At 38.8% G+C, this 13,765-nt stretch carries 10 protein-coding genes; 3 read left to right on the top strand and 7 right to left on the bottom strand.

The genetic code is table 11. The annotated features are described in order from the left end of the window. Positions 1-93: 93 nt before the first annotated feature. The 3 genes from GQR54_RS01135 to GQR54_RS01125 all read right to left on the bottom strand — a co-directional run bounded on the left by GQR54_RS01135 (position 94) and on the right by GQR54_RS01125 (position 3,511). Positions 94-642 carry an NAD(P)H nitroreductase gene (locus tag GQR54_RS01135; RefSeq protein WP_007582703.1) on the bottom strand — a complete coding sequence of 183 codons (549 nt, stop codon included), beginning with the start codon at positions 640-642 and terminating at the stop codon, positions 94-96. A 130-nt stretch (positions 643-772) separates the two neighbouring features. Then, on the bottom strand, positions 773-1,456 hold the full coding sequence (locus GQR54_RS01130) for a DoxX family protein (protein ID WP_166376286.1): 684 nt from the start codon (positions 1,454-1,456) through the stop codon (positions 773-775). Between the two features lie 93 nt (positions 1,457-1,549). After that, positions 1,550-3,511: an NADPH-dependent 2,4-dienoyl-CoA reductase gene (locus GQR54_RS01125; protein ID WP_165721546.1), complete on the bottom strand. Its 1,962-nt coding sequence runs from the start codon at positions 3,509-3,511 to the stop codon at positions 1,550-1,552. 219 nt (positions 3,512-3,730) lie between these two features. Between GQR54_RS01125 and sppA the strand changes: the two genes are divergently transcribed. Next, positions 3,731-5,596, top strand: coding sequence for a signal peptide peptidase SppA (gene sppA / locus GQR54_RS01120; protein WP_024590136.1), 1,866 nt, complete (start codon positions 3,731-3,733; stop codon positions 5,594-5,596). A gap of 82 nt (positions 5,597-5,678) precedes the next feature. Further along, on the top strand, positions 5,679-6,689 hold the full coding sequence (gene ansA, locus GQR54_RS01115; RefSeq protein ID WP_007582693.1) for an asparaginase: 1,011 nt from the start codon (positions 5,679-5,681) through the stop codon (positions 6,687-6,689). Positions 6,690-6,758: 69 nt separating this feature from the next. On the opposite strand, the gene gndA is transcribed toward ansA, so the two are convergent. Then, positions 6,759-8,132 (bottom strand): NADP-dependent phosphogluconate dehydrogenase, encoded by a 1,374-nt coding sequence (gene gndA / locus GQR54_RS01110; protein WP_165740831.1) that lies wholly within the window; start codon positions 8,130-8,132, stop codon positions 6,759-6,761. Between the two features lie 377 nt (positions 8,133-8,509). On the opposite strand from gndA, the gene pyk reads away from it, so the two are divergent. Further along, entirely contained in the window at positions 8,510-9,946 is a 1,437-nt protein-coding gene (gene pyk, locus GQR54_RS01105) for a pyruvate kinase (RefSeq protein WP_007582689.1), read from the top strand. 68 nt (positions 9,947-10,014) lie between these two features. Here pyk and GQR54_RS01100 read toward each other — a convergent pair whose 3' ends face one another. From GQR54_RS01100 to GQR54_RS01090, 3 genes are all read right to left on the bottom strand, one after another. Then, complete coding sequence (locus GQR54_RS01100; RefSeq protein WP_007582688.1) at positions 10,015-10,839, bottom strand: LytTR family DNA-binding domain-containing protein; 825 nt, start codon at positions 10,837-10,839, stop codon at positions 10,015-10,017. Next, positions 10,832-11,908, bottom strand: coding sequence for a histidine kinase (locus GQR54_RS01095; protein WP_166376285.1), 1,077 nt, complete (start codon positions 11,906-11,908; stop codon positions 10,832-10,834). The genes GQR54_RS01100 and GQR54_RS01095 overlap by 8 nt, the downstream gene beginning before the upstream one ends. Positions 11,909-12,159: 251 nt before the next feature. Further along, positions 12,160-13,716, bottom strand: coding sequence for a SulP family inorganic anion transporter (locus GQR54_RS01090; protein WP_010554472.1), 1,557 nt, complete (start codon positions 13,714-13,716; stop codon positions 12,160-12,162). Positions 13,717-13,765 lie beyond the last annotated feature (49 nt).

Here is a 13,765-nt window from a genome sequence, read left to right as displayed (position 1 = left end):
CGCTTCTTTCAGCCAAGTCATTAACTCTTGAATAATACTCTTTGTAACCTTAATGAATTATGACTATGTAAGTTGCGCGAAGTTCATACTATTTCACAAATTACTAAAATAGTTTTCAGGCTTATGGCGAGGCGACTTTTTACAATCGACTTCGGGTGTACCTATATATAAATACCCTACTATTTCATCTTGCTCATGTAAGTTAAGCGCTTTTTTAACCGCGCTACTTTGTGCAAAGTAGCCTGTGCGCCAAACACCGCCTAACCCTTGGGCAAATGCAGCTTGTTGCATCGCTAATACACTACAGCCTGCGCTTTGTACTTGTTCTATTCGAGGAACTTTTGGGTGTTCTTGATATTTAGCAATTGCTATTACAATCATAGGCGCACGAAGGGGAAGCTCTTTAGCACGGTTAATTACTTTTTCTTCTTGTTGCTCTGCCACTGCACTTTGATGGTAAATTTCACCCAGTTTATTGCGTGCATCACCTTGAGCAACAATGAACTGCCACGGTGCTATACAGCCATGATCAGGAACACGTAATGCTGCTTGCTTAATTATGTCGAGCTGCTCAGGCGTAGGGCCCGGCTCTGTTAGTTTAGAGTCTGATTGGCGGGTAAGTAAAAGCTCGATAGCGTTCATAACGATTCCTCAAAATTCAAAACGCTAGAGTAACATTTAAACCCTTAAAAAATAAATACCGAGAAATTAAAATGCAAAACGGCCGCAAAGGGTTAATCTATGCGGCCGTTAGTAAAGTAGATTGAATACGTTATTCTTTTACAATATTTCGCCTTAACCAGTAATCTATACTAACAAAACGCCCACCGCCCATAAAAAACAAGCTAAGAAGCATAGCAAAATAAATTGCCGAAAATTCTATACCGTTGTTTAAAATAGACGGCTTGCCCTTTTCGTATAGATAATCAGGAAACCCGTGTTCTTCAACCAAATCACGAATTTCACCTATTCGGTCTTGTACTTCTAGTGAGTTTTCAAGGCTTTCTTTAGCGCCCGGAATTGATAACCAATCGAGCACTAGCGCAGCACTTGTTTCTGGATTAGTTGGTGCTATTGCAAACCAACCATTATGCCAATGCACTGAGGTTGCAGCGACAACCATTGTGAACATAAGTGGGATACTGACCAAGCGAGTTAAAAGGCCAAGTAATAAAAACCAACCTCCTAAAAATTCACTCCAGCCAGCTAAAAAAGCTAGTAAGTCAGGAAACGGTAATCCTAAACCCCATTCATTATTACCAAACCATTGAACTACATCTGGAGATGCTAAAAAGTTATCAAAGAAACCTTCTGTCTCACCGCTTATAGCAAGTTTGTTATAACCTGCAATGATCATAACAGGGGCTAAAATCAAGCGAAATAGCAATGCAGGTAAACCATCTAAAAATGATAGTTTACCCAATATTGCATCATAAAGATTGGTTAGTTTGTTCATGCGTATCCTGTGTGTTCACTGTTTATTAAGTTATAGACTATAAACAGCAAAGACCGCATGAATTGATAAACTATTTCAATTTATTTACAAAGGTTAAATACTTCTAGCGACCTGAAGTGCTTCAAAAATAGCGCGTTTAGCATCAATAGCTGCAGCTAGTTTAGCTCCGCCTATAACATGTACCTTTGCGTTATCTGTGTAATTTTCTAGCACTTCGTTATTAGAAACCTGGCCAATACAGGCAATAACCGTGTCTACTGGCAGTACTTGAGTTTCACCAGCAACATTAATAGTTAGTCCGCTTTTATCAAAGCTTTGGTATTGGCAATCAGCAATTTGCTTAACGCCATGCTGCTTAGCAACTTGGCGATGTATCCAACCCGTTGTTTTACCAAGCTCGCTACCAAAACGACCCGCACTGCGTTTTAACATATACAATTGACGTTCGTCTTTATGAGGTTGGGCTTCACACTCAATCCCCCATTGCGTTTTAAACTCGCTAATAGTTTGCGATTTATGTTCGCTTAAAAACGCAACCATATCAAAACCTATACCACCGGCACCTAAAATAGCAATTGATTTACCTAGCTCTACTTCGCCGCGTATAACTTCGTCATAAGCAAATACACGCTTATCATCGCTACATTTAATAGAGGCTTCACGCGGCCTAACGCCCGTTGCAAATACGATGTCATCATAGCTTTTAAGCATTGAATCGTCATAAGATTTACCAAGCTCTACAGTTACTTTTAATCGCTCAAGCTCATTAGTGAAGTAAGTAAGAGTATGGTTAAAGTCTTCTTTGCCCGGTATTTGCATAGCTAAATTAAATTGGCCACCCATTTGCGGTTTTTGATCAATTAACGTGACGTTATGCCCTTTTTGAGCCAAGTAACAACTTGCCGATAAACCAGCAGGGCCTGCACCGACTACTAATACGTTTTTAGCTTTGGTTGCTTGCTCTAACGGGTAATCTAGCTCAAATGCAGCTTGTGGATTAACTAAACACGTAGCACGTTTATTTTTAAATACGTGATCTAGACAACCTTGGTTACACCCTATACAAATATTAATTTGCTTAGATTGATTATTTGCGTATTTATTAAAAAACTCTGGATCGGCAAGTAGCGGCCTTGCCATAGAAATTAAATCAGCCTCGCCTGCATTTAAAATATCGTTAGCTATTTCTGGAGTATTAATTCGGTTAACAGCAATAACTGGCACGCTCACCACGTCTTTTAAACGTTTTGATGCTTCTTTAAATGCACCTGGCGGCACCATACTCGCAATAGTCGGTACACGCGCTTCGTGCCAACCAATACCTGTGTTAAATATATCAACACCCGCTTTTTCAAGCTCGGTAGCTTGTATGACAACTTCCTCTGGTGTTGAACCGTTTGGAATTAAATCAATAACCGACAATCTAAAAATGATTAAGAATTGCTCAGATACTTTTGCTCTTACAGCTTTAACTATTTCAAGCGCAAGTCGCATTCTATTTTCTAGGCTGCCACCAAATTCATCTTCACGTTTATTGGTGTGCGGCGCCATAAACTCATTAATCAAATACCCTTCAGAACCCATAACTTCAACGCCATCGTAGCCAGCTTTTTCAGCCATATAGGCAGAGTGCGCAAAGTCTTTAATCGTTTTTTTAATCGAGCCAAGCGACATCGCTTTAGGTTTATAAGGATTAATAGGTGCTTTTATTGCACTTGGTGCTTGATTGAATGGATGGTACGCATAACGTCCAGCGTGTAATAATTGCAAACAAATTTTTCCGCCGTGTTTATGCACAGCATCTGTGTAAGCGCGGTGCTTAAATACATCGTAATAACTATTAAATGAAGATGAAATAGGTGTTAATTTGCCACGTAAATTAGGGCTGTATCCGCCCGTAATTAACATTGCGGTACCGCCTTTTGCACGTGCTTCATAAAATGCACGTAAGCGTTTGCGATTATGCCATCCCTCTTCAAGGCCTGTATGCATTGAGCCCATCACTAAGCGGTTACGTAATTGTGTGTGTTTTAGTTGTAATTGTTGTTCTAACATCTTGTGCCCCGTCAACTGGTCTAACCTGTATACATTAGCTAATTCTGCTTTAATGGCAAGTAATAAGCAATATGTGCCTTCATTTAATTAAAAAAAGCCATAAAAACATGTATTAATAGCACCTCATAAACACTTCGTTACGATTTAGCAGTTAAATTTATTTTTATTCTAGGCTAAGATGGAACTAATGTATTAACTGTACCAAATTAAGGAGCTATTTTGATAGCAAAGGTATTTAAAGGTATTTGGGCTGGAATTAACTTTTCTCGTCGTTTAATACTCAACATTCTGTTTTTATTACTGGTAATTGTTTTCTTAGTGTCACTCTCAAGTGACGACGATAAAATAATAGTTGAAAATGGCTCTGTGCTTAGGCTTAACCTAAATGGCCCTATTGTTGAAGAAAAAACATACATAGATCCGGTCGAAGCTGCAATTAGTGATGCAACTTCTGGTTCTGAAGCGCCAAGCGAAATATTACTCGACGATATTGTTGAAGTAATAAACGAAGCGACTAAAGACGATCGCATTACGGTGATGCTGCTTGATTTACAAGAAATGCCTAAAGCACATTTAAACAAACTTAAGCAAATTACCAATGCTATTGATGCATTTAAACAAGCTGGCAAAAAAGTGATTGCATCGGGTTATTACTATACCCAAGCACAATACTATATTGCATCACATGCTGATGAAATAGCTATGCACCCATACGGTAGCGTAGGTATTGAAGGTTACGGCATGTATCCGCTTTACTTTAAAGATGCACTTGAAAAGCTTGAAGTAACGCAGCATATTTTCCGTGTTGGTACATTTAAGTCAGCAGTAGAACCTTTCATTCGGAACGACATGTCTGAAGCAGCCAAAGAAGCTAACCGTGTTTGGTTGGGCGCTCTTTGGAGTGAATACAAACAAGATGTTGCTGCGGTTCGCCCATTTGATGAGTCAAATTTCGACGAGACAATGGACGTATATCTTGAAAAAATGAAAGCTGCAGATGGCGATGCAGGTAAATATGCACTTGACCACCAGTGGGTTGATTCTTTAAAAACAAATCAACAAGTTCGCAAACAATTAATTGATTTAGTTGGCGCACAAGAAGATGGCAAAACATTTAAGCAAGTTTCATTTCGTGAATACTTAAGCTTGGTTAAACCACCGATTGAATTTGATAACCCTATTACCGAAAAAGTCGCCGTTGTAGTTGCTAAAGGTACAATTGTGGATGGTGAGCGTAAAGCTGGCGAAATTGGTGGCGACTCTACAGCAGCCCTACTTCGTAAAGCACGCCTTGATGACAAAGTTAAAGCGGTTGTACTGCGCATTGATTCAGGTGGCGGTAGTATGTTTGCCTCTGAAGTTATTCGTGCAGAAGTATTAGCGCTTAAAGCTGCTGGTAAGCCTGTTATTGCCTCTATGAGCTCTGTAGCTGCATCAGGTGGTTATTGGATTGCCTCTGCTGCAAACGAAATCTGGGCAGCACCGAGTACTATTACAGGGTCGATTGGTGTGTTTGGTACGTTTATGACATTTGAAAAAACCTTATCTAAAATTGGTGTTTATTCAGATGGCGTTGCAACAACCGAAATGGCTGGTTTTTCTATCACTCGTCCCCTAAACGAAAAAATGGGTCAAGTAATTCAGATGAGCGTTGAAGAAGCATACGGTCGCTTTTTAAACGTTGTCGCTGATGCCCGTAATATGACGCCTGAGCAAGTTGATAAAATTGCCCAAGGCCGCGTATGGATTGCATCTCAAGCACTTGAACTAGGTTTAGTAGACAAACTTGGTGATAAACAAGATGCTATAAAAGCAGCTGCAGCACTTGCAAAACTTAATCACTATGAAGTTAAAACCATTAAACAAGATTTAAGCTCGCAAGAAAAAATGATTCAAAATATTTTTGGTAACGCGTCTATTAAATCGATGCTTGGTTTACAAACACAAAAAACATCTGTGTTAGCAACGCAAGCTAACTTGCAAAGCGTTATTAACCAATTAAGTACTGAAGTTGAAAACCTTAAAGATTACAACGATCCACAAGGTGTATATGCACGTTGTTTAGTGTGTAATGTTGCACAATAAAAGTGCATAGCTTTACCTAATCAGCTGTATTTAAAGTTACTTAACGTTATACTAAGCCCAGTTTTTTTACTGGGCTTTTTTTATGAAACGTAAACGCATTTATATCGCTTATACTGGCGGTACTATAGGTATGAAAAAATCGAGTCGAGGTTATATTCCTGCTGAAGGTTTTTTAACAGAAACCGTAGTGAACAACGCAGAGTTTAACCGTGATGAAATGCCTTTGTTTGATATTCACGAATACTGCCCTCTTATAGATTCTTCAGATATGTCTCCTGAGCATTGGCAACTTATTGCTGATGACATTAAAGATAAATACCAAGATTATGATGGTTTTGTTGTGCTTCATGGCACCGATACAATGGCGTATACAGCCTCAGCACTATCGTTTATGTTCGAAAACCTAACTAAACCTGTGATTGTAACTGGCTCACAAATTCCGCTTTCTCAATTACGCTCAGATGGTCAAGTAAACCTTCTGAATGCAATGTATTTAGCGGCAAATTATCCAATTGCAGAAGTAAGTCTATTTTTTAATAACCAACTGTTTAGAGGTAACAGAGCAACTAAAGCCCACGCCGATGGATTTAATGCATTTGCGTCGCCTAATCTTGATCCCTTAGCGTTATCGGGTATTAGTATTCAACTTATTAAAGGCCAACTTAGTCCTTATGTTGAAAATGAGCTGCAAGTTACTCCTATTACACCTCAACCCATTGGTGTGCTTTATTTATACCCTGGTATTAGTCAAGAAGTGGTTAAAAGCTTAGTTAATGGCAATATTAAAGCCTTGGTGTTGCTTAGTTTTGGTGTAGGTAATGCACCGCAAGATCCTAACTTTTTATCAATACTTGAAGAAGCAAGTAAACGTGGCGTCGTTATTGTTAATTTAACCCAGTGCTTAAAAGGCCATGTAAATATGGGCGGCTATGCAACGGGTAATGCACTGTTAAATATTGGTGTTATTAGTGGATACGATATGACCCTTGAAGCGTGTTTAACTAAATTACATTATTTATTTAGCCAAAAGCTAGAAGTAGAGACGATTCGTCATTTAATGCAAGACAATTTACGTGGTGAATTAAGCCGTTAAATCTCACCGCGCCTAAAATACAAAAGGCACGCTAAATAGCGTGCCTTTATCGTTTTAAACAACTGTTTATTACCTAACTTTAGCGTCGATATCTACTAAGTCAGTTAAATGGCATGTTTCACCGCTATGGGTTTTAACGCCGTGCTCACCAAAGTAATCACGCTGGGCTTGAACTAAATGCCCATTACTCGGTGTGGTTAATGTTGCTAAATACGTTTGTGTAGCACCCAATACAGGGAATGCTAAACCAGTCATTATTGCTTGTCCGGTAATTTTGCGCAAAGAGTTAGACTCTTTCTCAAGGGTATCAATAAATTCAACACCTTGTGCAACGCTATCAAGGTAGTCAGCACGAATAATACAACCAGAACGCCACGTTTGAAGCGTTTTAGATAAATCAACTTTCCACTGATGAGTACGTGATGCACCTTTAATTAACGCTAAACCTTGGCGATACGCTAGTAAGCTTGCAAGTAAGAACGCTTCTTTTAGCTCTTCTAAATCAATTTCAACATTGTTAGTTGATTTAGATGCATACGTCATCTCTTGTGCAGCCGTTGTATTACATGCATTAGTTAAATGACGAGCTTGTACAGCAGCAACAAGTGAAGGAACTGCAATACCAAGTTCTAGTGCATTTTGCGCAGTCCAAAGACCAGTACCTTTAGCGCCAACTTTATTATCAATTAAGTCCGCAAGCGGTACATTATTATGATTTTCAAGTGACAATATGTGGCTAGAAATAGACAGTAAGTAGCTATTTAATTGACCTTCTGACCAGTCATTAAATATCTCGGCCACTTCTTTTGGAGAACGATTAGTGCCTAAACGAAGTAATTGGTACACTTCTGCAATAAGTTGCATAAGTGCGTATTCAATACCGTTATGAACCATCTTTACAAAATGACCACTTGCTGATTGACCAACACGTGCAAAACACGAGTCACCATTATAGCTAGCAGCTACTTTTTCAAACCATGGCTCAATACGTTCCCAACCACCCTCAGAACCACTTGCCATCATTGCAGGACCATGGCGAGCGCCTTCTGCACCGCCAGAAATTCCCATAGTGGCAAATTCAAATTTATTTTGGTATTTAAGTTTACGCGTTATACCGTCTTTATAATTACTATTACCGCAATCGACAATCATATCGTCACAGTTAACGCCGGCCTCTACAAGTTCATTACAAACTGTATCAACTAACTCACCAGCAGGAACAAGTAATAAAATAGAACGAGGTGCCTCTAAACGCCTTACCATGTCTCTTAAATCAGAGACAATGTGAAGCCTATCAGCCATGCCTTGTGATTTAGCACAACTTAGTAACTCTTCACCCGCATGTGGGTTTTTGTCATAAGCGACTAGCGTTATCCCTTTTTCAATCAAGTTTAGGGCAAGATTTTTTCCCATAACGCCTAACCCTACTAATGCAACTTGCATCTAGTGTCCTCCTCGGTAACAACTATTTGGTTAGAAAATTCAGTGTATAAATTAAATAATACCGCGTGCATTATACTCATACAGTCATAAAATACTAATTATGAGTCAATACAACATGCTTTTTTATTACAGATAAATAAGCTACGTAATTATATCAAACATCAATGGTCTCGGGGTGACTAAAAGCAAAGCTAATTGAAATTAAGATCATTGACGCATTCTGACACCGGTGTCATAATGATGACACAATAGTTTTGTATAAAATAGTGGCAAACCTTTGAAGTTTGCACATAACTAAAATATTTTATTCTAATATAGATATTTTAAGTCAACAAAATAACGTCAACATGCTTTCACCAAGCAAACAGGAGAAATTGATGCTAAGACGCACGAAAATAGTCGCTACCCTTGGACCTGCTACCGATAGAGATAACAACTTAGAAAAAATTATTATCGCTGGGGCTAATGTAGTACGTTTAAACTTCTCACATGGTGTTGCCCAAGATCATAAAGACCGTGCACAAGCTGTACGCGATATTGCAAAAAGATTAGGCAAGCATATTGCTATCCTTGCTGACCTTCAAGGCCCTAAAATCCGCGTTTCTACTTTTAAAGAAGGTAAAGTAACGCTTGCTGTGGGTGCAAAATTTACCCTTGATGCAAAAATGGAAAAAGGCGAAGGCGACATAAACTCTGTAGGTATTGATTATAAAGAATTACCTAACGATGTAAGCCCTAACGATTTACTACTTCTAAATGACGGCCTTATTCAATTAAGTGTTGATGAAGTAGCTGGGCATTTAGTGCATTGTACAGTCACTGTTGGCGGTGTTTTATCTAATAATAAAGGTATTAACCGTTTAGGTGGTGGCTTAACTGCTCCAGCATTTACTGAAAAAGACAAAGAAGATTTAATAACTGCCGCTGAAATTGACGTAGATTACATTGCCGTATCATTCCCACGTAGTGGCGACGATATGCGCTACGTACGCTCACTTGCTGAAGCTGCTGGTTCAAAAGCACAGTTACTTGCTAAAATTGAACGTGCTGAAGCCGTTGAAACCCAAGAAGCTGTTGATGACATCATTTTGGCGTCTGACGCTGTAATGGTTGCTCGTGGTGATTTAGGTGTTGAAATTGGTGATGCTGCTCTTATGGGCAAGCAAAAACTAATTATTCGTCGTGCTCGTTCATTAAACCGTACTGTAGTAACAGCAACGCAAATGATGGAATCGATGATTGATAACCCTATGCCTACACGTGCAGAAGTTATGGATGTTGCAAATGCTGTTCTTGATGGAACAGATGCTGTAATGCTTTCAGCTGAAACAGCTGCAGGTGATTATCCTGAAGAAACAGTTGCGACTATGGCACGCGTTTGTTTAGGTGCTGAATCGCAAAAAGAAACGCACGTTTCTAAACACCGTTTAGATAGTCGCTTTTCTAACAATGCTGAATCAATTGCGCTTTCTGCTATGTATGCAGCTAATCACTTAGATTCTGTTAAAGCAATTATCACACTTACTGAATCTGGTAGTACGGCTAAATTAATGTCGCGTATCAGCTCAGGCTTACCAATCTACTCGCTTTCACGTCATGCCAGTACATTAGGTCAAACAGCACTTTATCGTGGTGTTTACCCAGTATTTTTTGATTCTACAAAAACTGAAAAAGACGGTATGGTAAAAGCCGCGCTTGATACTTTAGTTTCTCAAGGCTCTTTACAGTCTGGCGACACAGTAATTATTACTCACGGTGACTCAATGGAAACGGTGGGCGCAACTAACACAATGAAAATTGTGACTGTTGCGTAATTAAACGCCGAATATAAAAAATGCGAGCTTAGCTCGCATTTTTTGTGTCTGTAATAAAAGCGTTGGCTTTAACTTGCTAATGCCGCTTTAACCTTATCTCGGTAGCTACGGCTCACTTTTAATTCTTGGCCATTTTCAAGTACTAATAAATACTCACCACTTACTTGTGTAACCAGTTTACTAATTTGTTTTGTATTTACTATTGCGCTGCGATGTACACGCACAAATAACTGAGGGTCGAGCTCTTGCTCAAGCTCTTTCATTGTTTTACGTAGAATATGCGTTTGTCCGTCTTCACAGTGCAAACACATATAGTCACCTGCTGCATCAACCCATTGGATAGTCGCTACTGGTACACGAATAATTTCACCCTGCTCTTTTACAGCAAGCGATTCTGGGTAACGTCTGTCTGTTAGCATATCGCCAGTGGCTAATTTTTTAAGTATTTCTTCGCAATTGTTACCAGTAATACCGGCTACAAAACTCGCTAGTTTTTTCTTATGGGCGTTGTCTTGCTGCGTTTTTAAGTAGGTATGCACTTTTTCTACCGCCTGTTTTAGTCTGTTATCATCAACGGGTTTTAAAATGTAATCGAGAGCATGAATTTCAAACGCTTTTACAGCAAACTGGTCAAAGGCCGTTACAAATACAATCGCTGGTAATGCTTTTGAGCTTTCGCTAAGGGCTCTTGCTACTTCAAAGCCATTCATACCTGGCATTTGAATATCTAAAAAAACCAAATCAATTTTCTCGCTTTGACACATTTCAATTGCATCAGCGCCTGAACTACACAATTTAATTACTTCAATATCAGAGTATTCTTCGAGCCTTACCGCTAAACCTTTTCGTGCTAACGGTTCATCATCAACAATGAGTGTTTTTATTTTAGTCATTTTTCACAGCCTTCTCAAAAGGTACTCGCAGATTAACTTTTAATCCACTTGGCGTATTATGTGATAATACAAACGAATAATTATTTTCATACAACGTTTTTAATCTATCTTTGGTATTAGCGACACCTACGCCTTGAGCGTTAACTAATTGGCCATCGAGTATGTCAGTACCTGGGCCGTTGTCGCCCACTTCTAGTAATAACTCATTCGCAAATACCTGTGCTTTTATATCAATTACTCCACCTTCTGTTAGATGGGCAATAGCATATTTAATCGCGTTTTCTATAATAGGTTGCAAGATTAAGCTCGGTACTAAAGCCTCTTTAGCTTGCTCGCTTATATCTACATTTACCTTTAATCGCTCATCAAAACGTACACGTTCTATTTCTAAGTAAAGCATGAGCGCATGTAACTCTTGCTCTAACGGTACTTTTTTTATTGGATCGGTATTTAATGTATAACGCAGAAAGTCACTTAACCTTGCTACCATTAAGTTAGCATCTTTGTTTTCTTTAACCAAAATTAAAGTAGAAATAGCGTTAAGTGTATTGAATAAAAAATGGGGGTTAAGCTGATACCTAAGCATTTTTAATTGCGCTTCGTGTGCCATAGTTGTGGCTTTTAGTGCTTTTTGTCGCTCACTTTGTAATAACTGGTAATATTTAACACCAAAGTACAAACCACTCCAACATAAAATAATATATACAGAATCTAAGCCTTGCTGCAGGTAATAAAACCACTCCTCTGGTCTATAACCATGGCGGTATATCTCCCATAGATTAAATTTTTGAACGACAGCCCATAGAGTGCCCGTTATATAAGAGGCACCAAATACTACAATCATTAATACCAAAGGCGAGGCATTCCAAATTTTACGGTAAATATACCTAAGCGGCACTGTCATCAAACAACCAGCGTAAGCATTCAATAAAATAACAAATACGTATATATCACGCATTTCAAATACTTTAGAGCCAATATAATTTACTAACGCATAACCAATCCAGCCTGCAATTTGCAAAAGCCAAAAAAAGCGTTGTCTGTTATCGACTAAAGATTGCCAGTTCAAAATAGATGTTTACTCCGTATAGTTAAAGACTAATTCCATAAAATAGGCGCTTGTTATTCTTTATTATTTTTACCTATGTAGGGCTGATTTTAATAAAATTAGATAGTCTTATTATATAGATTTATGAGTTTGCATAGCACTACAGCCTACCTTGCTTTTTAATAGTCTTACCGCAAACAAATAGTAGATACACTAAAAAAGCGAAAGGTTATTCACCTTTCGCTTTTTAAATATAAATAGCTTTGTGTAAATTAAGCTAGTTTGTCTGATGCTACTTTGTATGTTGGATCTTCAATCACATTCACTTCAACCAAATCGCGTGCTTTATGAAGCAACTGCGTACAGTCTTTACTTAAGTGACGTAAGTGAAGTTGTTTACCTGCTTTTGTGTACTTATCAGCAAGTGTGTCAATTGCTTCTATTGCACTGTGATCAGATACGCGGCTATGCTTAAATTCAACAATTACATTTTTAGGGTCATTTTTAACATCAAATAACTCTGCAAAGTTTTTAACTGAACCAAAGAAAAGCGGGCCATGTAACTCATATACTTTAGCGCCTTCTTCATCAATATAGTTAGTTGTGTATATGTGCTTAGCATGCTGCCAAGCAAATACTAATGCAGATACAATAACACCTACACATACTGCAATCGCTAAATCGGTAATAACAGTCACACCCGATACAAGTACTATTACGAAAGCGTCAGATAGAGGCACACGCTTCATCATTTTAAAGCTGGCCCATTCAAACGTACCTAATACAACCATAAACATAACACCAACAAGTGCAGCTAGTGGGATCATCTCAATTAAGCTTGAAGCGAATATGATGAACGCAAGCAACATCAATGCAGCACTTATACCCGATAAGCGAGAACGACCACCTGAGTTAATGTTGATCATTGATTGACCAATCATTGCACAACCCCCCATTGCACCAAACATACCACAAGTAATATTTGCAGCGCCTTGGCCTATACACTCTTTATTACTGTGACCACGAGTTTCTGTAATCTCGTCAATTAAGCTAAGCGTTAATAATGATTCAATTAAACCAATAGCCGCTAAAATAAGTGCATAAGGAAAAATAATTTGTAGCGTTTCGAAAGTAAACGGTACCATAGGAATATGAAACTGAGGTAAACCGCCTGCAATTGTTGCAGCTTCGTCGCCTGTCATTCCTTTTAAGAAATCAACTACGGTATGCGCTTCTAAGTCCAAACCAATAACTAAAGCGGTCACTGTAATAATAGCGACTAATGTAGAGGGTACAGCCGTTGTTAGTTTAGGTAAAAACTGAATAATAGCCATGGTTAAAGCCACTAAACCAAGCATAATATATAACGGGTTACCCGTCATCCATTCTTGTCCGCCCATACCATCAGGCACTTTAAATTGTCCTAACTGAGCAAGAAAAATAACAATAGCTAAGCCGTTTACAAAACCAAGCATTACCGGATGAGGAACCATGCGGATAAACTTACCGAGTTTAAATACACCCGCGAGTATCTGCAGTATGCCCATGAGCAATACGGTCGCAAATAAATACTCAACACCATGATCAAGCACTAAACTTACCATAACAACAGCTAGTGCACCGGTTGCACCTGAAATCATACCAGGGCGGCCACCAAATATAGCCGTGATTAAACCAACGATAAACGCGGCATATAGACCAACTAAAGGTTCTACATTTGCAACAAAGGCAAACGCAACAGCTTCTGGCACCAAGGCTAGCGCCACAGTTAATCCAGATAGAATATCGTTTTTAGCAGAGCTAGGCGCCCTACTGAGTAAGTTAAACATTGAGTTCCTCAAATGGTGTAATGGGTATCAAAAAAAGCGCTAAATTCTA

The organism is Pseudoalteromonas sp. Z9A4 (genome assembly GCF_011378845.1).
Taxonomy (GTDB): domain Bacteria; phylum Pseudomonadota; class Gammaproteobacteria; order Enterobacterales; family Alteromonadaceae; genus Pseudoalteromonas; species Pseudoalteromonas arctica.
Note: the sequence above shows the minus strand (reverse complement) of the source record. Positions and strands in the feature narration are given on the sequence as shown.